Here is a 23,347-nt window from a genome sequence, read left to right on the forward strand (position 1 = left end):
CAGTGCATCTGACTCGACCATGAGAAAGGGGGAGGGCGCCTCATTCCCGCCGCACGACGGCGGGGCGCGGTGCCGAATCTCCGATGACCCCGCGAAACCCCTCCAACGGAAATGATGAGACCCGCTACCTCGGACCGGTCGGAGGGCCAGGCGATTCCGGCGGCTCCGGTGCAGAGCGTCCCCGGCAGTACTTCCCCGGTGAGCATGACCCGGACTACCACTACGAGGAGCCCCGCTATGCGGCCCCGCAGTACCAGCAGCCGGCGTACCAGCAGCCCTATCAGGAGCCGGGGAAGAAAAAAGCCGGGGGAGCGCTGCCCATGCTGTTGGGAATCCTCTTCGGCCTCACCCTGCTGGCCGCCGTGGCCTTCTTCTTCCTCTGGCGCAACGCCGCTGCGGAGGCTGACCGGGAGCCCCCGGCTCCGGTCACCGTGACCTCGACCGTCTCGCAGACCCTCACCGAGACGGTCACTGAGGAGGCCCCGCTGCTGCCCACCCAGATCCCCACCGAGCTGCCCAGTGACATCCTGCCCTCCGAGGTCCCTGAGTTCGACGTCGATGGACTGCTCGACCGCTTCTTCGGCGACAGCGAACCCGCCCCAGCGCAGTAGCGCAGGGCTCACCGCCCCGTGGAGAGTTCCCTGTGAAACTTCCATACCCCGTCCGTGACTCTCCCGGGTACCGGTCGCGGGTGCCGACGGGTACCTCGCAGACTCCTGCGGTGTTCCACCATCCGTTTGATCTCATCGACGGCGGTGCGCCTGGCCTGCTTGTCATTGAGACAGAAGTCCGTGAACTGGAGATGGCCCCAACCGGCCATCTCCGCATGGTTTGCCTTCCACCTGTCCACGATAAAAGTGTCTGGGGTATCCGGACCATGGAACCGGAGACTGTCCAGATCAACCAGAGCGGTTCCCCGGGGGAAACCCGCGTCCCACGTGTACGGTCCGAAACGGAAATTCGGGATTACATGCAGGCCGACTTTCCGCAGGTCCAGCAGAAAGAGCCGCTCCATGCGGCTTGAGGCCCCGATCACGGCCCTCTTCAGGAGAAGCGCCAGGGCCCCCTTCTGGCTGGAGTTCAGGGCACGGTAATCCGCGGAGAACTCCTCCTTCCCGTTCAGCCCGTCATAGTGTGTCTCCAGGAATTTCACCCGTTCCAGCAGCTCCCACCGCGGGATGTCGGCTGCCACAGCCGCCGGGGTGGTCACCGCCAGTCCGTGCACCTCGCGGTAGCGGCGGTTGCGCGACCGTGATGCGGTGAGCAGTTCATTTTTGATCGGCCGGGCCCCCACCGGCAGTAGACCGGACACAGGAGTCTTGATCTCCCCGAGCCCGTAGACGCCGGCAGCTGTATAGCTGTCGAAAATGATGTGTGGATAGCGGTATCGGATTGCTTGCAGCAGTTCCAGTCCCTCCACCTTCTGTGGCGTGTACAGCCCCCGCCCCACCCGGTGCAGAGTGCCATCACGGATACCTTCCCTGATGGCGCGGTCATTGAGACCTCGTGCGGCGAGGTCCTTCCTGGTCCAGTGCTTTCCGTTCAGCTCCATGACCTATTGGACTGGAGGATGCTGCGCCCGGTTCCCGTCAGCGTCGGGAATGCCGCACGGGAGGAGGATTCCGGGTGGCCGTTTCGGTCGGGGTGTGTGGCATTTCATCCGGGAGGCCCAGCCGGGGAGGTGGGGAGGTCGGGAATGCCACACGGCAACAGGATGCCGGGTGGCCGTTTCCGCCGGGGTGTGTGGCGTTCCAGACCGGGACCCCGGCCGGGACACCCTCGGCGACCCCACCTGCCACCTAAGTAGACTCAGGTCCATGCAGAACGCCGAGCAGGACACCACCCAACCCGAGTCGATCACGCTGGCCCAGGCCGTCGCCGAGCAGCTTTCCCGCCACGTCAGCGACGTGGTGATCTGTCCGGGTTCCCGGAACTCCCCGCTCTCCCTCGCCCTGCTCGCCCGGAAGGACCTCCGGGTCCATGTACGTCTGGACGAGCGTAGCGCCGCATTCCTGGCGCTCGGTCTGGCTCGGGGGCAGAAACGCCACGTCGCGGTAGTGATGACCTCCGGCACCGCGGTGGCGAACTGCCTGCCCGCCATGGTGGAGTCCCATTATGCGCATGTGCCGCTGGCCGTGGTCAGTGCGGACCGGCCCCGCCGATTGCAGGACACCGGCGCCAGCCAGACAATAGACCAGGTCGGCATCTTCGGCCGCTACGCGGAGACCACCGGCATCGGGACAGTCGAGGATATCCCGCTCCTGGCGGAGGCGTTCACCACCCGCAACCAGGTGCACATCAACGTGGAACTGGACGATCCGCTGGTCAGCGACGTCCTGCCCGCTGAACCGGGCAGCTTCACCACCCGGCGCGCCCCGGGACCGCGGCCACGGAATCACGGTGAGGTGGCGGTGGATCTGAGCCGGAACACGCTGGTCATCGCCGGTGATGAGGCATGGTCGGTGGAGGGGCTCGAGGATGTGCCCACCATCGCGGAGCCGACTGCCCCTGCCCCGTACCACCCGGTCCACCCGCTGGCGGCGAAGGTCTTCCGCCGGGAGCAGGTCAGCGCGAATGACTATGTGGTGGACACCCGGCCGGAGCAGGTCATCGTGGTGGGGCATCCCACGTTGCACCGCGATGTGCTGGCCCTGATCAAGGACCCGGAGATCGAACTGATCACCCTGTCACGTTCCGACGCCTTCACCGACCCCCGCCCCGACTCGGTGCGGGGGACGCGGGTGAAGGTCACGGGGGAGCCCACTTCGCAGTGGCTGAAGGTGTGCTCGGCGGCCTCCGAGCTGGCGGGGGACGCGGTGCGTCTGACGTTGGCGGACCCCGGCCACGGTTTCACCGGCCTGCACGTGGCGGCGGCGGTCGCCGACACCCTGGGCACGGGGGACACTCTGGTGCTGGGCGCCTCCAACCCGGTCCGGGACATCAGCTTCGTGGGGCTGCCCTACGACGGTGTGGACACGTATTCGCCGCGGGGGGCGGCGGGGATCGACGGCACCGTCTCCCAGGCCATCGGCGTTGCCCTGGCGGTACAGGCCGCCCACCCGGACGAGCCGCGGGCACCACGCACCGTCGCCCTGATGGGGGACGTGACCTTCCTCCACGATGTCGGGGGACTGTTCATCAGCCCCGGTGACCCGCACCCGGAGAACCTGACCATCGTCGTCGCCAACGATGACGGTGGCGGGATCTTCGAGACCCTCGAGCTCGGGGCGGAGCCTCTGCGCGCCAGCTTTGAGCGGGTGGCGGGGACGCCGCACGGGGCGTCGATAAGCAGCCTGTGCGCGGGCTTCGGCGTCCACCACCGCGAGGTGGCCACCCTGCCCGAGCTTCTCGACGCCCTCGTCAAACAACCCGACGGCCTCACCGTCATCGAGGCCCGCACCACGCGGACCACCCGGCGCGAACTGCATGAGGCGCTGCGGGAGAGGGTCGGCTGGTGAGGGACCGCATCGGCCGGCGGGGGCGGCAGCTGGTGCTGATGCTCTACGCCGTGGCGATGCTCGGCAGCGCGGCCATGGTCATCGGCCCGTTCGTGAACGACACCGCCATCAACTCCGACTCCGGCCGGGCGCTCGCGACGGTGACGGGCGCGGACTGGCTGCGTACCGCCGTGGAGTACCGCGACGAGGCCGGGATCTACCACTCCCCGCCGACCGGACTGCTCTACCCGACCGGCCTGGGGGAAGGGCAGCGCGTGTGGGTGAACTATGCGAAAGCGGACCCTGACCTGGTGAAGGTGGAGGGGCGGGAGTGGACCCTGTCCGTCATCCCGGCGCTGAGCGTCGCGCTGTTGTCAACCGTGACAGCGGCGCTATTGTGGTGGGCGGTAGGAAAAATCACCGGACGGTCGGGGCGTTCACCGAGAATTCGTCCGGAATAAAGCTGGATATCAGAGCGATGTCGCCTGGGCCAGAGAGGATGTCGAGCATGCGTGTAGCCATCGTCGCGGAGTCCTTCCTTCCCAACGTCAACGGGGTGACCAACTCGGTCCTCCGGATTCTCGAGCACCTGCACAGGGAAGGACATGAGGCACTGGTCATCGCGCCGGGGGCGCGCGATTTCCAGGAGGAGATCAGCGAATACCTCGGTTTCGAGATCGTGCGGGTCCCCACCGTCCGGGTCCCACTCATTGATTCGCTGCCGATCGGGGTGCCCAACCCCACCGTCAACGACGCACTGCGCGATTTCGATCCCCACATCATCCACCTGGCCAGCCCCTTCGTCCTCGGCGCTGCCGGGGCCTACGCCGCCCGCCAGCTGCGGGTGCCGGCGGTGGCGCTCTACCAGACGGACGTGGCGGGCTTCGCCACCAAATACCACCTGACCCCGCTGGCCAACGCCGCGTGGGACTGGACCCGGCACATCCACAACATGTGCCAGCGCACCCTGGCACCCTCCTCCCTGACGATCGCGGAGCTGCAGTCCCACGGCATCCACAATGTCCACCACTGGGGCCGGGGCGTCGACGCCGTCCGTTTCCACCCGGAGAAGCGTTGCGTGCAGCTGCGCCGGCAGTGGGATCCCACGGGGGAGAAGCGGATTGTCGGTTTCGTGGGCCGGCTCGCCGCGGAGAAGGGCGTGCGCCGCCTCGTCTCCCTCCACGGCCGCGAGGACATCCAGCTGGTCATCGTCGGTGACGGCCCCTCCCGCACGGAGCTGGAGGAGCTCATGCCCACGGCGGTGTTCACCGGCGCGCTGGAGGGGGAGGACCTCGCCCGCGCCTACGCCTCACTGGACCTGTTCGTCCACGCCGGCGAGTTCGAGACCTTCTGCCAGGCGATCCAGGAGGCGCAGGCCTCCGGCGTGCCCACCATCGGTCCCCGCGCCGGTGGCCCCGTCGACCTGGTCCAGGAACGCTACAACGGCCTCCTCCTGGATGTGGACACCTTCAGCAGTGACCTGCCGGAGGCGGCGGAGTGGCTGCTCGACCCCTCCCGACACGAACGGCTGCGCGGCAACGCCCGCGTCTCCGTGAACGACAAGACGTGGGCGGCCCTGTGTGAGCAGCTGCTGAGCCACTACCGTGACGTCATCGAGGAGACCAGACGCGTCCCGCTGACCTTCTTCGGCCCCCGCCCCGACCTGCCCCGGTGGGCTGCCCGGGCGTTGGGCGCGCGCGTCGCGTGGGGCAGCCTGGCCTAGACTCAGGGGCGTGGCTAAGGCAGACCTGGACAAGAAACCCTTCGACGTCGCGTCAATGTTCGACGACGTCGGGGCGAAATACGACCTGACCAACACGATCCTGTCCTTCGGGCAGGACGCCCGCTGGCGCCGGCGTACCCGCGAGCGCCTGCAGCTGAAGCCGGGGGAGCGGGTCCTCGATCTGGCGGCCGGCACGGCCGTGTCCACGGTGGAGCTGGCGAAATCGGGGGCGTGGTGTGTGGCCTGCGACTTCTCCCAGGGCATGCTCGCCGCCGGGCGGGACCGGGATGTGCCGAAGGTCGTCGGTGACGGCATGCAGCTGCCTTTCGCGGACAACTCCTTCGATGCGGTGACGATCTCCTACGGCCTGCGCAACATCCACGACCACGAGGCCGGTCTACGCGAGATGGCCCGGGTGACCAGGCCGGGTGGCCGGCTGACCATCGCGGAGTTCTCCACCCCGGTGGTGCCGGTCTTCGGCACGGTGTACAAGGAATACCTCATGCGCCTGCTGCCGCAGGTTGCACGCATGGTCTCCTCCAACCCGGAGGCCTACATCTACCTCGCCGAGTCGATCCGCGCGTGGCCGGACCAGGAGGGTCTGGCGCAGGTGATCAACGACAACGGCTGGGCGGACGCAGGCTGGCAGAATCTCAGCCTCGGCATCGTGGCCCTGCACTCGGCCGTCAAGCCGCGGTAGCCCACAGCGGGGTGTCACGGCGCATCCTGGATACCGCAGAGCCGGCGGTCCGCCAGGCCCGGGCGATGAGGTCGCGGTCCTCGTCGGTGATGAGGTTGCCCATCAGACGGGTGGCGGCCGGCATGATCGCCGCGCCGACCGGGCCGCGCAATCCGAGGGGGCCGACCAGCGGCAGGAACCTGGGGTAGGTGAGCAGCCGGGCGGCGGTGCGGGCCAGCAGGAAGGCCTCGCCGTAGGTCTCCCGCAGTACGTGCGGCCACACGAGGGTGAGATCACGGCCGGGCCGCAGCAGGTCCACGGCCATCTCGGCGGATTCCATGCCGTAGTCGATGCCCTCGCCGTTGAGGGGGTTGACCAGGGCGGCGGCGTCGCCGATGAGCAGCCAGTTCGCGCCCGCCACGTTGGAGACGGCCCCGCCCATGGGCAGCAGCGCGGAGGCGATGTCCTGCTCGGGCCCGAGGCCCCATTCCGCGCGGCGCTGCGCGGCGTAGTGCGAGAGCAGCCGCTTCGTGTTCACTTTCGCGGGGCGGGAGTCAGTGGACAGGGCACCGGCGCCGAGGTTCACCCGCCCGTCACCCAGGGGGAAGATCCAGCCGTAGCCGGGCTGGACGGTGCCGTCGGTGTCCCGCAGCTCCACGTGGGAGTGGATCCAGGGCTCCTGCGACATCGCCGAGGTGCAGTAGGACCGTGCCGCGATGCCGTAGACCTCCCCCCGGTGCCACTGCCGGCCCAGCAGTTTGCCGAAGGTCGAACGCACTCCGTCCGCCACCAGCAGCCAGCGGGGACGCACCTGCTTCTCGACGCCCCCGTGACGCACCGTCACCACATCCACGCGGGATCCCGCGAACTGCACGCCGGTGGCCGTCGCGTCCTCCCACAGCGTGGCGCCCCGGGCCACGGCGGTGCGTACCAGCAGGTGGTCGAATTCCGTGCGCGGCATCGCCGAACCCCGCGTGCCGTAGTGACCCTCCGGCCAGGGGGCGGTGACCGAGCCGCCGAAGCCGTGCAGCTTCAACCCCTTGTTGTGGTAATCCGAGGTCACCGCCTCCGCCAGACCGAGCTTCCCCAGCTGGTGGACAGCACGCGGGGTGAGCCCGTCGCCGCAGGTCTTGTCGCGGGGGAAGGAGGCGGCGTCGAGAAGCAGGACCTCGTGCCCCGCCTCCGCGGCGTGGACCGCCGCGGCGGAACCTGCGGGCCCCGCACCGACAATGAGGACATCGACAGAACCCACGTTTCCACTCATGCACCCTATTGTGGCATTCCAGCCCACCCCTGAGTACGGGGTGGGCCCTCTTTGGACTACGGTTGAGTGCGATCATCCCCACCGTCAGACCGCTGCAAGGACACTTCCGACATGACCAACGGCACCACCTATCAGACCACTCCCGCCGGGCACGTGGATCTGGGAGACGCCGGGCTCAACGAGCGCATCGCCACCGGAATGGACGCGGTGGAGGTCCTGTTGCGCGAGGAGCTGGCGAAAGGCGAGGATTTCCTCGCCGACAAGGTCACCCACCTCATGAACGCGGGCGGCAAACGCTTCCGCCCCATGATGACACTGCTGGCCTCCCAGTACGGCCCGAAGGCAGGTTCCCCGAACGTGGTCAAGGCCGCGGCCGTGCTCGAGACGGTGCACCTGGCCACCCTCTACCACGATGACGTCATGGACGAGGCGGAGCTGCGTCGCGGCGTCGAGTCCGCCAACGCCCGCTGGGACAATTCCGTCGCCATCCTCGCCGGTGACATCCTCTTCGCCCACGCCTCCCGGATCATGAGCGAACTGGACACCCATACCGTGGGGCACTTCGCGCAGACCTTCCAGGACCTGGTCACCGGCCAGATGCGGGAGACCATCGGCGCGGAGGGGCGCGACCCCGTCGAGCACTACATGGACGTCATCCGTGAGAAGACAGCCGTGCTCATCGCCTCCTGCGGGCACCTCGGCGCCTACCACGCCGGGGCCAGTGAGGAACACGCCGACGCCCTGATGAAGATCGGCGCCGCCATCGGCATGATCTTCCAGATCGTCGACGACATCATCGACATCTTCTCCGCGCACGAGCAGTCCGGCAAGACGCCGGGGACGGATCTGCGCGAAGGTGTGTTCACCCTCCCCGTGCTCTACGCACTGCAGGAGGAGGGCGAGGTCGGGGACGAGCTCCGTGGGTTGCTCACCGGTCCACTCACCGAGGACGCGGACGTGGACCGCGCGCTCGAGCTGCTCAGCCGCTCCCAGGGGCGCCGACGCGCGCTCGACGACGTCCACCGCTATCTCGCCGAGGCTGAGGCCCAGATGGACCGCCTCCCGGCCAACGCGGCCACCACCGCCCTGCGGCGGCTGGCCAAATTCACCATCCAGCGCGTGGGTTAGCTCCGGTTAGGGCGGTTGACCTGCCGATTTGCTAGCTGGTCGGTAGGTCGTAGTAGAGTATGTCACGCACCATGCGGTGCACGCCAGGTTGCCCGAGCGGCCAATGGGAGCGGACTGTAAATCCGCCGGCTCACGCCTACACAAGTTCGAATCTTGTACCTGGCACACTTCAGACCCACCTGAACCTCTGGTTCAGGTGGGTCTTTTCCATTCCGGAACTTAACCCGGATGTGGCCCGGCAGCGGCATGACCTTCCGTGGATAGGTCTTGTCGGCCAGGTCCGGTGCGTTAGTTTCCCTCACGTATATCGCAGGTGGTGGGGTGCGGCGGGGGAGTGGGATCCCGTGGGATGCATGTCGGGGCCTAACGCACGGGGCCAGAGCCGGCAGGAATCCGCGGGGGCCGTCGGAGTCTCGCCACGGCGGCATCCGTGCATGCCTCAAACAGTGCCTTTGAGGTGCCTGGAAACATGGTCTGAACTGGCGATTTGTGTATGTACGACAAGTAGGGTTAATCTGTTCAAGGCTTCAACGGAGCGGGTCAGAGAGAATCTGGCCGCAGGTCCTGGAAGCTAAGCCCCCTTAGCTCAGTCGGTAGAGTGTCTCCATGGTAAGGAGAAGGTCATCAGTTCGATTCTGATAGGGGGCTCTGTTTCTTTTCTCCCTCGGTCGCAGGGCAAACCGTCGGTGGCTGGGGAAGTGTGAAACTGCCACCAGGCGGTGTAGCTCAGTGGTAGAGCAAGCGACTCATAATCGCTGTGTCGCGGGTTCAATTCCCGCCATCGCTACCGGTTTGCCGGACAGCGGGTACTTTCTAAAAGAATTGCCTGTCTGGTAGGGTGAGCCGTGCTGTTGAATCAGCGCACCAAGGGGCGTAGTTCAATTGGTAGAGCAACGGTCTCCAAAACCGTAGGTTGCAGGTTCGAGTCCTGTCGCCCCTGCCGATACGGGCCGGCACTGAGATGATCCTCAGTGCCGGCCCGTTCTGCTTGCCGGGGCAACCCCTCTGGTAAGCTCAACGGAGTTCTGAACACGAGACATCTTTTGCGAGGAGAGCTGTGACCGATCAGCAGCCCAACCAGTCCGGTGCGGCCCGTCCGACGGGTAAGCGTCAGATGGCAGGTGTTGGCACCACCACGACCTCGTCTTCGTATGAGGCCAAGCGGGTCGCCAGGACTGGTCCGGAGGATGAGAAGCCGGGTGGTGGTGTCGCCAGCTTCCTGCCCGAGGTTGTCTCGGAGATGCGGAAGGTCATTTGGCCGACCGCCCGCCAGATGGTGGTCTACACCCTGGTGGTCTTCGCCTTCCTCATCGTGGTGACTGCGCTGGTGTCCGGTGTGGACTTCGTCGCAGGTCTCGGAGTTGAGAAGATCCTCACCCCTTAGGTACAGTCTTCACCATCAGATTTCATCCCGCCGCGCCCTCCAGGGTCGGCGGGATTATTCATTGGCCGCGGCCGGTAAACTGACCTGAAACGGCCTTTCCGAGTTGCCCTACACATCTGGAGCATCATGAGCGAAGAATTCGCATCCGAGAACATTTCCGAGACCACCGACCCCACCGAGCTGCTCGACGACAGCCAGGAAGGCGCCGAGGAAGCCCTCGCCGCCGAGCCTGTCGCCCTGGAGGAGGAGCCGCAGCAGACCGAGGAGACCTCTCTCGCCGCGGCTGCCGCCGCCCTGGGTGACACGACCGAAGAGGATGCAGAGGCGGAGTACCGTCGCCGTCTACGTGAGTACACCCGTGAGCTGAAGAAGCAGCCGGGTGACTGGTACATCATCCAGTGCTACTCGGGCTACGAGAACAAGGTGAAGACCAACCTCGACATGCGTGCCCAGACCCTGGAGGTCGAGGAGTACATCTACGATGTCGTCGTCCCGATCGAGCAGGTCATCGAAATCAAGGACGGCAAGCGCAAGATGGTCAAGCGCAAGCTGCTGCCGGGCTACGTCCTGGTCCGCATGGAGATGAACGACAAGGCCTGGTCCGTCGTCCGTGACACCCCGGGTGTGACCAGCTTCGTGGGCAACGAGGGCAACGCCACCGTGGTGAAGCACCGCGACGTCGCGAAGTTCCTCATGCCGAAGGAGGCCACCGTCGAGGGTGAGGCCGCAGCCGTCACCGCCGACGGGGAGAAGGTCGTCGCCATGCCGGAGGAGCAGTCGAAGGCGACCGTCGCGATCGACTTCGAGGTCGGCGAGGCCGTCACCATCCTCACCGGCGCCCTGGCGTCGGTGTCCGCGACGATCTCCGAGATCGATCCGGCCACCGGCAAGATCCAGGCCCTGGTCTCCATCTTCGGCCGTGAGACCCCGGTGGAGCTGACCTCCGACCAGATCGAGAAGATCAGCTAGGGGACGGCTCCGCGCCCATTTGGGGGCGGGCGACCTCGTGCCGTAGTGTGGACCGGTGCGCACTGGCCTGTATCAGTGCGCACCGATCAAACATTCATCCCCGGTGGCCGGGATACGTGGAGACCCAGCGGAAATCAGCTGGTAGCGGGGCCCGGCATCCGGACGGTGGCCGTCATCATCGTGACGGTCCGCCGGTACCACGGAACGAGGTAATTCGATGGCTCCCAAGAAGAAGAAGGTCACTGGCCTCATCAAACTGCAGATCGATGCTGGCGCCGCCAACCCGGCTCCGCCGGTCGGCCCTGCCCTCGGTGCCCATGGTGTCAACATCATGGAGTTCTGCAAGGCCTACAACGCAGCAACCGAGTCCCAGCGAGGCAACGTCGTGCCGGTGGAGATCACCGTCTACGAGGACCGCAGCTTCGACTTCAAGCTGAAGACCCCGCCGGCCGCCAAGCTGCTGCTGAAGGCCGCCGGCCTGCAGAAGGGCTCCGGCGTCCCGCACACCGAGAAGGTCGGCAAGGTCACCATGACCCAGGTCAGGGAGATCGCCGAAACCAAGAAGGAAGACCTCAACGCCCGCGACATCGAGGCTGCCGCCAAGATCGTCGCCGGTACCGCCCGCTCCATGGGTATCGAGGTCGAGGGTTAATCCCTCATCTTCCACTGAAGAACTGACTGTGGCAGGGCCGGCTCGGCCCGCCTGACCACACCAATCCCTCCCAAGAAGGAATTGCATAATGAGCAAGAACTCCAAGGCATACAAGGCCGCCGCTGAGCTGGTCGACAAGTCCCGCGAATACGCACCGCTCGAGGCCGCGAAGCTGATCAAGGAGACCTCCTCCAAGAACTTCGACTCCACCGTCGACGTCGCCATCCGCCTGGGCGTTGACCCGCGTAAGGCTGACCAGCTGGTCCGTGGCACCGTCTCCCTGCCGCACGGCACCGGTAAGACCGTGCGTGTCGCCGTCTTCGCCGCCGGCGAGAAGGCCACCGAGGCACAGGAGGCCGGCGCCGACATCGTGGGCACCGACGAGCTGATCGAGCAGATCACCTCCGGCACCATCGACTTCGACGTCGCCATCGCCACCCCGGACCAGATGGCCAAGGTCGGCCGCGTCGCCCGCGTGCTGGGCCCGCGTGGTCTGATGCCGAACCCGAAGACCGGCACCGTCACCACCGACGTCGCCAAGGCTGTCGCCGAGGTCAAGGGCGGCAAGATCTCCTTCCGCGTGGACAAGGCATCCAACCTGCACGCCGCCATCGGCAAGGCATCCTTCGACGAGAAGGCCCTGGCTGAGAACTACGGCGCGCTGCTGGACGAGCTGCTTCGTATCAAGCCGTCCTCCGCCAAGGGTATCTACCTGAAGAAGATCACCCTCTCCTCCACCAACGGCCCGGGTGTCCCGGTCGATTCTTCGGTGCAGAAGAACTACGCCGGCGAGGCCTAAGCCTCCGGCTGCTTCTCGACGCCCCGTTGCTTCCGGCAGGAAGCGACGGGGCGTTTTCTGCTGCGTAGGTCATTGACGTGGTCGGGGAGCTAAACTACGGTCGTATACAGGCCGGAATCCGCTGGCCCGGGACATATAACGCGCCGAAAGGGAGGCGACCTGATGGGTGTGCAGCTAAGGCAACCGCAGTTACAGGTACGCCCCGTCGGTCCCGCAGCGGATCTTTGAATATCCTGCGGACCGACGCGCCCATCCAGGGCGGGAGGACCGGTCCGCAGCCATGCCCCAGCCGTTTCCTTCTGCCACCGACCGGAGAAGGAGAACACCATGTCCGCCCGCCGCCGCCCCAGGGCGCCGATCCGGCGCAACCTCGCGCCCCACGCCCCCAAGGTCATCAACTTCGCCAGCCACATCGAGCAGGGGACTCTCGACCAGGCCGAGCAGCTGGCCTCGATGCCCTTCGTCTGGCCGCATGTCGCACTGATGCCGGACGCCCACGTGGGCCTGGGGTCTGCAGTGGGCACCGTCTTCGGGACGGTCGATGCTGTGATTCCGTCCGCGGTCGGCGTTGACATCGGCTGTTTTGTCGGTGAAACCAAGGTCCCGCTTCTCGATGGTCGACAGAAAACCCTCAGGCAGCTGACCGAAGAGGGAGGAATCCACTGGGTCTACTCCCTCGACAAAGACCACAACATCGTCGCCGGACGGGCCACCGCCCTCAAGACCCGCACCAACGCTGGACTGATGAGCGTGACCGTCTCCGGTGGTGAGGAAATCGTCTGCACGCCCGACCACCAGTTCATGCTCAACGACGGCACGTATCGCGAGGCAAAGGACCTCAAATTCAATGACAGCCTCATGCCCCTCTATCGCAGGTGGCAGACCCGCGACGGATATGAAAGCGTCAGCACCGGCAGGGGGCGTTCGCGACAGACCCACACCATGATCTACGAGGCGTTCAACGGTCCCCTCCCCGAAGGGCACGTCGTCGACCATGAGAACCACATGCATTTCGACAACCGACCGGAAAGCCCGGTGGACATGGAGAGCGGCGAACACTCGCGCCACCACCGATCAGTGGGTCACTCCTTCACCAACCACTCCACAGAGCTCCAGGAACTCCGCCTTGCCGGGATTAAGCGTCGTACCGAAGACCCCGAACAGAGGCAGAAGACGGCCGGGGTCGGGACCGCAGACATTGTCACCTACATGGAGTCCAATCCGGAGCATCTCAAGGAGTCGGTAGCCGATAATGGAAAGCGTGGGGCGCCCTGTCTGACTAAGTTCAACACTTCCCCCCGCTCCTGCGATGAATGTGGCGAGGTGGCAAAGAACCCGGCCGCTCTGCGATGGCACAAGGTACGCGAGCACTCCAGCAACCATAAGGTCACCGGGATTGAGCATCTGGAACGCCGTGAGGATGTCTACTGTCTACAGGTCGAAGAACACAATAATTTCGCACTGGCCGCCGGAGTATTCGTCCACAACTGCGGAATGATCGGTGTACGCACCGGCTTCACCGCCGAGGACATCAGGCGCCGGGACCTGAAGCAGCTGCGCGACACACTTGAGGCGACCATTCCGCTGTCCCCGGGAAACTACAACGACTGGGCCCTGGCCGGGACGACCGCCGATACCCGCACCCGGGAACTGGCGGAACTGGCCGAACTCACCGACGTCGACCTCAGCCACTCGCCGAAGTGGCGTCAGCAGCTGGGTTCGCTGGGCGGCGGCAACCACTTCATCGAACTGTGCCTGGACGAGGAGGAGTCAGTGTGGATGTTCCTCCACTCCGGTTCCCGCGGGGTGGGCAATAAAATCGCCCGCAAGCACATCACCGTGGCGCAGGAGCAGTGTGAGAAGTACTGGATCCCGCTGCCCCATCCCGACCTGGCCTACCTCGTGGCCGAGACCCCGGAATTCGACTCCTACCTGGCGGACCTGGACTGGGCACAGCGTTTCGCCTGGCTCAACCGGGAGGAGATGATGGACCGCTTCGCCACCGCGCTGTCGGAGTTCGTGGGCCGGGAGGTTAAGGAAATTGAGAGAGTGAACTGCCACCACAATTACACGGTGGAGGAGTACCACTATGACCGCCGGGTGTGGGTGACCCGCAAGGGTGCGGTCCGCGCCCGGGAGGGCGACACCGCGCTGATCCCCGGTTCCATGGGGACAGCCTCCTATGTGGTGGCGGGGAAAGGGCATGCTCCCGCGTTCCACAGCGCCCCGCACGGCGCGGGGCGCCGGCTGTCACGTACCCAGGCGAAAGAGCAGTTCACCGCTGCGGATCTGGAACGGCGGATGAAGGGCATCGTCTACCGGCCGGGCAAGGAGTGGGTGGATGAGATCCCGGACGCCTACAAGAACATCGACCGCGTCATGCAGGACGCGGAACCGATGGTGGAGATCCGCCACCGCCTGCGTCAGATCCTCAACGTCAAGGGCACCTGAGCCGGCCCACCATCTCTCAGGTAAGCCTGTACTTGCTGGTGGGAACAGGTTTTCTGGCCGATACTGAGGGACATGGACACCATGCCGACCGCACCTGCCGCCCACCGGTCGTGGGGCCTGTTCTTCCGTTCCCGGGACGGACTGATCACGGTGGCCACGCTGGTGGCCATCGTGCTGCACCTCATCCTCTGGTTCGGCCCCGGGTTGAGCGGGTGGGCGCGGGACTGGCCCCTGGTCGCGGTGGTCATCCTCGGCGGGGTTCCGCTCATGATCGAGGTGGCCCGCTCAGCGATCCGGACCCGGGGTGGGGCGGACACCCTGGCGGCCGTCTCCATCATCACGTCCGTGCTGCTGGGGGAGTGGCTCGTCGCCGCGATCATCGTGCTCATGCTCTCCGGGGGTGAGGCGCTGGAGACGGCGGCGTCGAGACGCGCCTCGGGCACCCTGGCGGCCCTCGCCCGGCGCGCGCCGACCACCGCCCACCGGCTGCGCGGTGCGGATATCTCGGCGGGGACCGAGGAGGTCCCGGTCAACGACATCGCCCTCGGTGATCTGCTGGTCATCCTGCCGCATGAGCTGTGCCCCGTGGACGGGGAGGTCGTCGACGGCCACGGCAGCATGGACGAGTCCTTCCTCACCGGCGAACCCTATGTGGTGGGTAAATCCCGGGGATCGGCGGTGATGTCGGGCGCGGTCAACGGGGAGAATCCGTTGACGATCACCGCGATGCGGCCGGCGGAGGATTCCCGTTATGCGCAGATCGTCGGTGTTCTGCGGGAGGCGGAGGAGAACCGGCCGGCGATGCGCCGTCTCGCGGACCGGCTGGGTGCCTGGTACACGGTCATCGCCCTGGCGTTGGGGGTGCTCGGCTGGGCGGTCTCGGGGGATCCGACGCGTTTCCTGGCGGTGGTCGTCGTGGCTACGCCCTGCCCGCTGCTCATCGGTGTGCCGGTTGCCATCATCGGGGCGATCTCGCTGGCGGCCCGCCGCGGCATCATCGTGAAGAATCCCGGGATGCTGGAGCACACCTCCCGGATCCGGACGGTCATGTTCGATAAGACGGGCACCCTGACCTACGGCCGCCCGGTGGTCACCGACATCCACACCGTGGCGGGTTTCACCGCCGATGAGGTGCTGGCTCTCGCGGCCTCGGTCGAGCGTTACTCGCGTCATCCGCTGGCTGAGGCGATCCGCAACCGGGCGGAGGAACGCGGCCTGGTGCTGCCCGGTGTCACCGAGGTCTCCGAGCGGCCCGGCCAGGGCCTGACGGGCATGGTCGGTGGCCGGCATATCCGCATCACCAACCGGCGCACCTGCCGGGAGATCGATCCCGCCAGCGGTGCGCTCATGCCGGACACCGCCGCCGGGATGGAGTCCGTCGTGCTTGTCGACGACGCCTACGCCGCCCTCATCCGGCTGCGGGACGAGCCGCGGGCATCGGCAGGCGAGTTCATCGCCCATCTGCCGGGCAGCCACGATGTGGAGAGGCTGATGATCGTCTCCGGCGACCGGGAGGCCGAGGTCCGGCACCTGGCGGGGCAGGTCGGTGTCGAGGAGGTCCACGCCGGGATCAGCCCGGAGGGCAAACTCGCCCTGGTGGAGAAATACAATCGGCGTGGGCCGACGCTGTTCCTCGGGGACGGCATCAACGACGCCCCCGCCATGGCCGTGGCGACGGTGGGAGTGGCGATGGGGGCGAACTCCGACGTCACCTCGGAGGCAGCCGACGCCGTCATCCTCGACTCCTCCCTGGAGCGTCTCGACGAGCTCCTCCACATCGGCGCGCGGATGCGGCGGATCGCCCTGCAGTCCGCGCTGGGTGGCATGGCGCTGAGCATGGTCGGCATGGTGCTCGCGGTCTTCGGTCTGCTCACCCCGCTGCTGGGGGCCATCGCACAGGAGGTCATCGACGTGCTGGCGATCCTCAACGCTGCCCGGGTGGGCATGGTCCGTGAACCGTTGAGCGACTTCGACAGGGCACCGGGAGAGTAGTGGCGGCGGGACGGGGCGGCGCTTAGCCTGATGATATGGATCACATCCCCACTGTCCGCTGCACGGGCACCGCCGTCGGGGAGTTCCCCGCCGACACCGCCTCCGTCCGACTACGGGTCAATGCCCGCCACGCCCACCAGGAGGGGGCCTACCGGCTCCGGCAGGAGGGCCTGGCCGTCGCCCGCGCCGTCCTCGGTGCCGTGTCAGGGGTGGAGATCAGCGAGGAGAGCCTGGGGGAGCACACCTGGGATTCCCACACGGTGGCCACCTGGGAGTGCGCGGTGACCGCGGTCGGTGGTGTCGACGGGCTCCGTGAGGTCATCGCCCGTCTCGCGGATGTGCCGTCGGTGGAGGTGCTCGGTCCCACCTGGCGGTTGTCGGAGGTGCGCAGGCGGGAGCTGCGCGAGCGCCTGCAGGTGACGGCGGTGCAGGACGCCCGCCGGGAAGCGGGCCTGCTCGCGGCGGCCCTCGGTGTGCGCGCCGGTGCGCCGCAGCGCATCGACAGCGGGGACGCGCCGCACCTGCTGCCGGAGATGCGGATGGTCGGGATGGACATGGCGCAGGGATCGGATCTGCCCCCGCGCACCCTCGAGCTGGACCTGACGCCGGAGCTGATCACCCTCGAGGAATCCGTCACCGTCGACTTCGCCCTGGAGCAGGAGGGCTGAGGGTGGAGTTTCTGCGTCGAGCAGGCGATTTGGAGTTCCTTCCGGATCGCCGTTAGGATGACACACCGAAGTTTGAATCGGTTCCCCGAAGCGGGGACCGCGCTCAAGTTTCACCGAAGACCGTCGGTCATCCGTAAAGGATCTAAGGATTCCAGGACACTGGAACGGCCCACGCAGGAGACACTTTAGAGCCACCACCTCCTTTACGGGAGATGATGCGCCCCGTGCTCTTGCACGGGGCCTTTTTCGTTGAAGAAGGCCCCGGCGGATCAACACGACACGTAATTGGAAGGAGGCGAAGTAATGGCAAACGCGAAGAACCAGGCCGAGCTCGCAGAGCTCAAGGCCAAGTTCGAGGAGGCGGACACCGTCGTCCTCACCGAGTACCGTGGCCTGACCGTTGCACAGATCTCTGAGCTGCGCGGCGCTCTCGGCTTCGACGTCCAGTACTCCGTCGCCAAGAACACCCTTATCAAGATCGCTGCCCAGGAAAAGGGCATCGAGGGTCTTGACGAGCACCTCACCGGTCCGACCGCAGTCGCCTTCATCAAGGGCGAGGCTGTCGATGCCGCCAAGGTGATGAAGAAGTTCGCCGATGATAACAAGGCGTTCATCGTCAAGGGTGGCTACATGGACGGCAACGCTCTGTCTGCCGACCAGGTCAAGGCCATCGCCGAGCTGGACAACCGCGAGACCACCCTCGCGAAGCTGGCCGGCGCCATGAAGGGCAATCTGGCAAAGGCCGCAGGCCTGTTCAACGCTCCCGCTTCCCAGGTCGCACGCCTCGCAGCTGCGCTCCAGGAGAAGAAGGACGCTTAAGTCGCCATCACGGCGCACCCATTCACACCCCACAACTTCGGGCCTGCTGAAACCGGCCCACAAAGAAAGGAAGCCACCATGGCTAAGCTCACCAAGGACGAGCTCATTGAGGCATTCAAGGAGATGACCCTGATCGAGCTCTCCGAGTTCGTCAAGGAGTTCGAAGAGGTCTTCGAGGTCACCGCTGCCGCTCCGGTCGCCGTTGCAGCTGCAGGTGCCGCTGGCGGCGAGGCTGCTGCCGCTGAGGAGCAGTCCGAGTTCGACGTCGTCCTCGAGGACGCCGGCGCCAAGAAGATCGGCGTGATCAAGGCTGTCCGCGAGCTCGTCTCCGGCCTGGGCCTGAAGGAGGCCAAGGAGCTCGTCGAGGGCGCACCGAAGGCCATCCTCGAGGGTGCTTCCAAGGAAGACGCCGACGCTGCCAAGGCCAAGCTCGAAGAGGCCGGCGCCAAGGTCTCCCTCAAGTAAGAGGAACCTTTTTCGCGCGAACCCCGCACATCCACTTTCCGTGGATGGAGCGGGGTTCTCCCGATTCCGGGGTGTCCCTGACCCGGGTGTTCCGGGACAGTCACCTTTCACGAGGGGCACTTCTGTGCGGCGGGTAGACTCACACCCATGCTGCCCAAGTCCCGCCTGCTCTCCTTTCTCGTGCTCAGCATCGGCGTCGCCCTCCTGGTGGCAGGTCTCGTGGCCCCCAGATTCCTGCCCGGGGACAGCCGTCTGCCGCTGGACCTGGCGGCCACGACATGGACGCTGACCGACGATGAGCCGCAGACGCGTCTGATGACGGATCCGGGCGGGCGGGTGCTGGATGCACCGGTCACGAGGCAGCTCCACGTGGAGATCCAGAACCCGGCCGACGAGGAGACGGTGACGCTGCGGGTGGGGGAGACCCTCATGCGCGACAGCCTGCAGGATGAGCTGGACCGGCTGATCTCCGCCGAGGTATGGACCTTCGGCCTCGACCGCACCACCGGTGGGTTCACCACCCCGGCGACCCTCACCGACCAACTGGCCAGCCCCGTCAGTGAGGTGCCCGTCGAGGGGGTGTGGCTGAAGTTCCCCTCGGATGCACAGCAGGCCACCTACGCGGTCTTCGAGCCCAGGTTGCGGCAGACCCGCCCGGCGGAGTTCGCCGAGGAACTGGACATCAACGGCCGGACCATCCACCGCTACCGTCAGAACGTGGAGCCGACGAACGTTGCCGAGCTCTACGCCTCCCCCTTCAACACCACCACCTTCGCTGACGGGGAGCGCGGCTACCTCTTCCACTCCGTCACGCGTGACTTCCTGGTGGACCGGGTTTCCGGGTTGGTCGTGGAGATCAGGGAGGACGTGGACTCCTACTACGGCACAGTCGACGGGGAGAAGCGTGAGCAGGTCCTGCTCTTCGAGGGACAGATGCCTCAGCAGCAGATTGATGCCCATCTGCGTGCCGCCGGCGAGATCCGGGATCCGGCGGTGGTGGACACGATACGCTGGGCGGTCATGGGCGTGGGCGGCCTGCTGATCCTGCTGGGGCTGGTGGGCGCCGCCGGTGTATTCAGCCGTCGCCGCGGTTGAACAGGGCAGTGGCGCATCCGAGGGCGAGGTGCGAACTGCGCGGGAAGTCGTGGTAGAGTCCCGGCGTGAATCCGGAAGCTAATCGGCGCGTCGGTGGGCTTTACAATTCAAAGAACTTGATATAGGCTGTTTCGTTGCGCTGGAATTCGTCTCTGGTCATCACGTCAACCTTGATCGATCGACATGGAAAAGTCGACTTGACAAGGTGATTTTGTGCTATCTGGGGACGGTCATTCCACAGCAGACCGAATGCTAAATTACCAGCGGATTCGGTGGTTGTACGCCAGAGCAGCCACAGTTCCGCGTGAGGTGCTGGAAGGACCCATCTTGGCAGTCTCCCGCCAGACCAAGTCAGTGGCCGATATCCCCGGAACTCCGAAGCGTTACTCGTTCTCGAAGAACGCAGAGCCGATTGAGGTTCCGGGGCTCCTTGACCTGCAGCGTGAATCCTTCGGATGGCTGATCGGTACGCCCGAGTGGCGCGCCCGCCAGCAGGAGGAGCGTGGGCCGGAAGCCCACGTCACCAGTGGTCTTGAGGACATTCTCGAAGAGCTGAGCCCGATTCAGGACTACTCCGAGAACATGTCCCTCTCCCTGTCCACCCCGCGATTCGAGGATGTCAAGCACACCATCGATGAGTGCAAGGACAAGGACATCAACTACTCCGCGCCACTGTATGTGACCGCGGAGTTCATCAACAACGAAACCCAGGAGATCAAGTCCCAGACCGTCTTCATCGGTGACTTCCCGATGATGACAGACAAGGGCACGTTCATCGTCAACGGCACCGAGCGTGTCGTTGTCTCCCAGCTGGTTCGCTCCCCGGGTGTGTACTTCGATCAGACGATCGACAAGTCCACCGAGCGTCCGCTGCACTCCGTCAAGGTCATCCCCTCGCGTGGAGCCTGGCTGGAGTTCGACGTGGACAAGCGTGACACCGTCGGTGTCCGTATCGACCGTAAGCGTCGCCAGCCCGTCACCGTCCTGCTGAAGGCCCTGGGCTGGACCACCGAGCAGATCAAGGAGCGCTTCGGCTTCTCCGAGATCATGATGTCCACCCTGGAGTCTGACGGCGTCGCGAACGTCGACGAGGCTCTGCTGGAGATCTACCGCAAACAGCGTCCCGGCGAGCAGCCGACCCGTGACCTCGCCCGTTCCCTGCTCGACAACGCCTTCTTCCGCCCGAAGCGCTACGACCTGGCCAAGGTCGGCCGCTACAAGGTCAACCGCAAGCTCGGCCTCGGCGGCGACCACGAGGGTCTGACCACCCTCACGGAAGAGGACATCGCCACCACCCTGGAGTACCTGGTCCGCCTGCACACCGGTGAGCGCAACATGACCTCGCCGACCGGTGAGACCATCCCGGTCAACGTCGACGACATCGACCACTTCGGCAACCGTCGTCTGCGTACCGTCGGTGAGCTCATCCAGAACCAGGTCCGTGTGGGGCTGTCGCGGATGGAGCGTGTCGTGCGCGAGCGCATGACCACCCAGGACGCCGAGTCCATCACCCCGACCTCGCTGATCAACGTCCGTCCGGTCTCGGCCGCGATCCGCGAGTTCTTCGGCACCTCCCAGCTGTCCCAGTTCATGGACCAGAACAACTCGCTGTCGGGTCTGACCCACAAGCGCCGTCTGTCCGCCCTCGGCCCGGGTGGCCTGTCCCGTGAGCGTGCGGGCATCGAGGTCCGTGACGTGCACCCGTCCCACTACGGACGCATGTGCCCCATCGAGACCCCTGAGGGTCCGAACATCGGTCTGATCGGTTCGCTCTCCTCCTACGCACGCGTCAACGCGTTCGGCTTCATCGAGACCCCGTACCTCAAGGTCGTCGACGGCCAGGTCACCGATGAGGTGCACTACCTCACCGCTGACGAAGAGGACCGTTACGCCATCGGTCAGGCCTCCGTCGAGCGCGATGCGGAGGGTTACATCACCTCCGACCGCGTCGAGGTCCGTGTCAAGGACGGCGACATCGCCGTCACGGACGGCAAGGGCGTCGATTTCATCGATGTCTCCGCACGTCAGATGGTTTCCATCGGTACAGCGATGATTCCGTTCCTCGAGCACGATGACGCCAACCGTGCCCTCATGGGTGCGAACATGCAGAAGCAGGCCGTGCCGCTGGTCCGCGCCGAGGCCCCGTTCGTGGGCACCGGCATGGAGAAGCGTGCAGCCTACGACGCCGGTGACATGGTCATCGCCCCGAAGGCCGGCGTCGTCGAGAATGTCTCCGCCGACCTGATCACCATCATGGACGACCAGGGCATCCGCGACACCTTCCTGCTGCGCAAGTTCGAGCGCACCAACCAGGGCACCTGCTACAACCAGACCCCGCTGGTGAACATGGGCGAGCGCGTCGAGGCCGGCCAGGTCATCGCCGACGGTCCGGGCACCCACAACGGTGAGATGTCGCTGGGCCGCAACCTGCTGGTCGCCTTCATGCCGTGGGAGGGCCACAACTACGAGGATGCGATCATCCTCAACCAGAGCCTCGTCGAGCAGGACATCCTGACCTCGATCCACATCGAGGAGCATGAGATCGACGCCCGCGACACCAAGCTGGGCGCCGAGGAGATCACCCGTGAGATCCCGAACGTCTCCGAGGACGTCCTGCGCGACCTCGACGACCGCGGTATCGTCCGCATCGGTGCCGACGTCCGCGCCGGCGACATCCTCGTGGGCAAGGTCACCCCGAAGGGCGAGACCGAGCTGACCCCGGAGGAGCGCCTGCTGCGCGCCATCTTCGGTGAGAAGGCCCGTGAGGTCCGCGACACCTCCATGAAGGTGCCGCACGGTGAAAACGGCAAGGTCATCGGTGTCCGTCGCTTCGCCCGCGAGGACGACGACGATCTGGCACCGGGCGTCAACGAGATGATCCGCGTCTACGTCGCCCAGAAGCGCAAGATCCAGGACGGCGACAAGCTCGCCGGCCGCCACGGCAACAAGGGCGTCGTGGGTAAGATCCTGCCGCCGGAGGACATGCCGTTCATGCCGGACGGCACCCCGGTGGACATGATCCTGAACACCCATGGTGTTCCGCGCCGTATGAACATCGGCCAGGTCCTGGAGATCCACCTCGGCTGGCTGGCTGCTGCCGGCTGGCAGGTCGATCCGGAGGATCCGGCCAACGCCGAGCTCATCCAGACCCTGCCGGAGGAGCTCTACGACGTCCCGGCCAATTCGCTGACCGCCACCCCGGTCTTCGACGGCGCCACCAACGAGGAGCTCGCCGGCCTGCTGCGCAACTCCCGTCCGAACCGTGACGGTGAGGTCATGGTCGACGGAGACGGCAAGACGATGCTCTTCGACGGCCGTTCCGGTGAGCCCTTCCCGTACCCGGTCTCCGTGGGCTACATGTACCAGCTCAAGCTCCACCACCTGGTGGACGAGAAGATCCACGCCCGTTCCACCGGCCCGTACTCCATGATCACCCAGCAGCCGCTCGGCGGTAAGGCCCAGTTCGGTGGCCAGCGCTTCGGTGAGATGGAGGTGTGGGCGATGCAGGCATACGGTGCCGCCTACACCCTGCAGGAACTGCTGACGATCAAGTCCGATGACGTGGTCGGCCGCGTCAAGGTCTACGAGGCCATTGTCAAGGGCGAGAACATCCCGGACCCGGGTATCCCCGAGTCCTTCAAGGTTCTCCTCAAGGAGCTCCAGTCGCTGTGCCTGAACGTCGAGGTCCTCGCCGCCGACGGCACCCCGATGGAGCTGTCCGTTGATGACGAGGACGACATGGACGCCGGTGGATCCTCACTGGGCATCAACCTGTCCCATGACGAGCGTTCCGACGTCGACGCCTCCTAACCTCTGACCCGA

At 65.9% G+C, this 23,347-nt stretch carries 18 protein-coding genes, 4 tRNA genes and 2 pseudogenes; 22 read left to right on the forward strand and 2 right to left on the reverse strand.

Going from position 1 to position 23,347, the window contains the following annotated elements; genetic code table 11:
- The first annotated feature begins 83 nt into the window (after positions 1-83).
- On the forward strand, positions 84-611 hold the full coding sequence (locus tag NYP18_RS02020; protein WP_259426447.1) for a hypothetical protein: 528 nt from the start codon (positions 84-86) through the stop codon (positions 609-611).
- Positions 612-619: 8 nt separating this feature from the next.
- Here the strand turns inward: NYP18_RS02020 and NYP18_RS02025 are convergent, their stop codons facing one another.
- Positions 620-1,552 carry a type IV toxin-antitoxin system AbiEi family antitoxin domain-containing protein gene (locus tag NYP18_RS02025; RefSeq protein ID WP_259426448.1) on the reverse strand — a complete coding sequence of 311 codons (933 nt, stop codon included), beginning with the start codon at positions 1,550-1,552 and terminating at the stop codon, positions 620-622.
- 265 nt (positions 1,553-1,817) lie between these two features.
- Here NYP18_RS02025 and menD point away from each other — a divergent pair, with 265 nt between their 5' ends.
- Genes menD through NYP18_RS02045 form a run of 4 tightly spaced genes read left to right on the forward strand, consistent with a single transcriptional unit; the run spans position 1,818 to position 5,860 of the window.
- Positions 1,818-3,458 carry a 2-succinyl-5-enolpyruvyl-6-hydroxy-3-cyclohexene-1-carboxylic-acid synthase gene (menD, locus tag NYP18_RS02030; RefSeq protein ID WP_259426449.1) on the forward strand — a complete coding sequence of 547 codons (1,641 nt, stop codon included), beginning with the start codon at positions 1,818-1,820 and terminating at the stop codon, positions 3,456-3,458.
- 38 nt (positions 3,459-3,496) lie between these two features.
- Complete coding sequence (locus tag NYP18_RS02035; RefSeq protein ID WP_439648043.1) at positions 3,497-3,898, forward strand: DUF3592 domain-containing protein; 402 nt, start codon at positions 3,497-3,499, stop codon at positions 3,896-3,898.
- 47 nt (positions 3,899-3,945) lie between these two features.
- Positions 3,946-5,160 (forward strand): glycosyltransferase family 4 protein, encoded by a 1,215-nt coding sequence (locus tag NYP18_RS02040; protein WP_259426450.1) that lies wholly within the window; start codon positions 3,946-3,948, stop codon positions 5,158-5,160.
- Between the two features lie 10 nt (positions 5,161-5,170).
- Positions 5,171-5,860 carry a demethylmenaquinone methyltransferase gene (locus NYP18_RS02045; RefSeq protein WP_259426451.1) on the forward strand — a complete coding sequence of 230 codons (690 nt, stop codon included), beginning with the start codon at positions 5,171-5,173 and terminating at the stop codon, positions 5,858-5,860.
- Here NYP18_RS02045 and NYP18_RS02050 read toward each other — a convergent pair.
- Positions 5,847-7,103, reverse strand: coding sequence for a geranylgeranyl reductase family protein (locus NYP18_RS02050; protein WP_259426452.1), 1,257 nt, complete (start codon positions 7,101-7,103; stop codon positions 5,847-5,849). The genes NYP18_RS02045 and NYP18_RS02050 overlap by 14 nt on opposite strands.
- Positions 7,104-7,214: 111 nt before the next feature.
- Between NYP18_RS02050 and NYP18_RS02055 the strand changes: the two genes are divergently transcribed.
- The 17 genes and pseudogenes from NYP18_RS02055 (at position 7,215) to rpoB (ending at position 23,335) form a co-directional block, all read left to right on the forward strand.
- Complete coding sequence (locus NYP18_RS02055) at positions 7,215-8,231, forward strand: polyprenyl synthetase family protein (protein WP_259426453.1); 1,017 nt, start codon at positions 7,215-7,217, stop codon at positions 8,229-8,231.
- An 82-nt stretch (positions 8,232-8,313) separates the two neighbouring features.
- Positions 8,314-8,396: transfer RNA gene (locus NYP18_RS02060), tRNA-Tyr, on the forward strand.
- Positions 8,397-8,806: 410 nt separating this feature from the next.
- A tRNA-Thr gene (locus NYP18_RS02065) sits at positions 8,807-8,879 on the forward strand.
- 67 nt (positions 8,880-8,946) lie between these two features.
- Positions 8,947-9,018 (forward strand) — tRNA-Met (locus NYP18_RS02070).
- An 80-nt stretch (positions 9,019-9,098) separates the two neighbouring features.
- Positions 9,099-9,171: transfer RNA gene (locus tag NYP18_RS02075), tRNA-Trp, on the forward strand.
- Positions 9,172-9,288: 117 nt separating this feature from the next.
- Entirely contained in the window at positions 9,289-9,615 is a 327-nt protein-coding gene (secE, locus tag NYP18_RS02080; protein ID WP_259426454.1) for a preprotein translocase subunit SecE, read from the forward strand.
- 126 nt (positions 9,616-9,741) lie between these two features.
- The gene (nusG, locus tag NYP18_RS02085) at positions 9,742-10,584 is read left to right on the forward strand and encodes a transcription termination/antitermination protein NusG (RefSeq protein WP_259426455.1); all 843 of its coding nucleotides are present in this window, start codon (positions 9,742-9,744) and stop codon (positions 10,582-10,584) included.
- A gap of 217 nt (positions 10,585-10,801) precedes the next feature.
- Entirely contained in the window at positions 10,802-11,236 is a 435-nt protein-coding gene (gene rplK / locus NYP18_RS02090; protein ID WP_259426456.1) for a 50S ribosomal protein L11, read from the forward strand.
- A gap of 88 nt (positions 11,237-11,324) precedes the next feature.
- Complete coding sequence (gene rplA, locus NYP18_RS02095) at positions 11,325-12,035, forward strand: 50S ribosomal protein L1 (RefSeq protein ID WP_126120193.1); 711 nt, start codon at positions 11,325-11,327, stop codon at positions 12,033-12,035.
- 327 nt (positions 12,036-12,362) lie between these two features.
- Positions 12,363-13,463, forward strand: a pseudogene (locus NYP18_RS15505) (RtcB family protein); the annotation flags it as partial.
- Positions 13,464-14,486 (forward strand): annotated as a pseudogene (locus NYP18_RS15515) (RtcB family protein); the annotation flags it as partial.
- Positions 14,487-14,558: 72 nt separating this feature from the next.
- Positions 14,559-16,478 (forward strand): heavy metal translocating P-type ATPase, encoded by a 1,920-nt coding sequence (locus NYP18_RS02105; protein WP_259426458.1) that lies wholly within the window; start codon positions 14,559-14,561, stop codon positions 16,476-16,478.
- Positions 16,479-16,513: 35 nt separating this feature from the next.
- Positions 16,514-17,146 (forward strand): SIMPL domain-containing protein, encoded by a 633-nt coding sequence (locus NYP18_RS02110; protein ID WP_259426459.1) that lies wholly within the window; start codon positions 16,514-16,516, stop codon positions 17,144-17,146.
- 303 nt (positions 17,147-17,449) lie between these two features.
- The gene (gene rplJ, locus NYP18_RS02115) at positions 17,450-17,965 is read left to right on the forward strand and encodes a 50S ribosomal protein L10 (RefSeq protein ID WP_126120189.1); all 516 of its coding nucleotides are present in this window, start codon (positions 17,450-17,452) and stop codon (positions 17,963-17,965) included.
- Between the two features lie 78 nt (positions 17,966-18,043).
- Positions 18,044-18,430, forward strand: a complete 387-nt coding sequence (gene rplL, locus NYP18_RS02120) for a 50S ribosomal protein L7/L12 (protein ID WP_126120188.1) — start codon at positions 18,044-18,046, stop codon at positions 18,428-18,430.
- Positions 18,431-18,577: 147 nt separating this feature from the next.
- Positions 18,578-19,525 (forward strand): cell envelope lipid trafficking protein PgfA, encoded by a 948-nt coding sequence (gene pgfA / locus NYP18_RS02125; RefSeq protein ID WP_259426460.1) that lies wholly within the window; start codon positions 18,578-18,580, stop codon positions 19,523-19,525.
- A 309-nt stretch (positions 19,526-19,834) separates the two neighbouring features.
- Positions 19,835-23,335: a DNA-directed RNA polymerase subunit beta gene (gene rpoB / locus NYP18_RS02130; protein ID WP_259426461.1), complete on the forward strand. Its 3,501-nt coding sequence runs from the start codon at positions 19,835-19,837 to the stop codon at positions 23,333-23,335.
- Positions 23,336-23,347: the final 12 nt, after the last annotated feature.

The organism is Corynebacterium lemuris (genome assembly GCF_024919295.1).
GTDB classification, from domain to species: Bacteria; Actinomycetota; Actinomycetes; order Mycobacteriales; family Mycobacteriaceae; genus Corynebacterium; species Corynebacterium lemuris.

Excerpts from the sequence above, each read along its gene's own strand:
- rplA (WP_126120193.1), top strand. The coding sequence starts at position 11,325 with ATGAGCAAGAACTCCAAGGCATACAAGGCCGCCGCTGAGCTGGTCGAC.
- nusG (WP_259426455.1), top strand. The coding sequence starts at position 9,742 with ATGAGCGAAGAATTCGCATCCGAGAACATTTCCGAGACCACCGACCCC.
- pgfA (WP_259426460.1), top strand. The coding sequence starts at position 18,578 with ATGCTGCCCAAGTCCCGCCTGCTCTCCTTTCTCGTGCTCAGCATCGGC.
- NYP18_RS02105 (WP_259426458.1), top strand. The coding sequence starts at position 14,559 with ATGGACACCATGCCGACCGCACCTGCCGCCCACCGGTCGTGGGGCCTG.
- NYP18_RS02035 (WP_439648043.1), top strand. The coding sequence starts at position 3,497 with ATGCTCTACGCCGTGGCGATGCTCGGCAGCGCGGCCATGGTCATCGGC.
- NYP18_RS02110 (WP_259426459.1), top strand. The coding sequence starts at position 16,514 with ATGGATCACATCCCCACTGTCCGCTGCACGGGCACCGCCGTCGGGGAG.
- rplL (WP_126120188.1), top strand. The coding sequence starts at position 18,044 with ATGGCTAAGCTCACCAAGGACGAGCTCATTGAGGCATTCAAGGAGATG.
- NYP18_RS02040 (WP_259426450.1), top strand. The coding sequence starts at position 3,946 with ATGCGTGTAGCCATCGTCGCGGAGTCCTTCCTTCCCAACGTCAACGGG.
- NYP18_RS02050 (WP_259426452.1), bottom strand. The coding sequence starts at position 7,103 with ATGAGTGGAAACGTGGGTTCTGTCGATGTCCTCATTGTCGGTGCGGGG.
- NYP18_RS02020 (WP_259426447.1), top strand. The coding sequence starts at position 84 with ATGACCCCGCGAAACCCCTCCAACGGAAATGATGAGACCCGCTACCTC.
- NYP18_RS02025 (WP_259426448.1), bottom strand. The coding sequence starts at position 1,552 with ATGGAGCTGAACGGAAAGCACTGGACCAGGAAGGACCTCGCCGCACGA.
- rplK (WP_259426456.1), top strand. The coding sequence starts at position 10,802 with ATGGCTCCCAAGAAGAAGAAGGTCACTGGCCTCATCAAACTGCAGATC.
- rplJ (WP_126120189.1), top strand. The coding sequence starts at position 17,450 with ATGGCAAACGCGAAGAACCAGGCCGAGCTCGCAGAGCTCAAGGCCAAG.
- NYP18_RS02055 (WP_259426453.1), top strand. The coding sequence starts at position 7,215 with ATGACCAACGGCACCACCTATCAGACCACTCCCGCCGGGCACGTGGAT.
- menD (WP_259426449.1), top strand. The coding sequence starts at position 1,818 with ATGCAGAACGCCGAGCAGGACACCACCCAACCCGAGTCGATCACGCTG.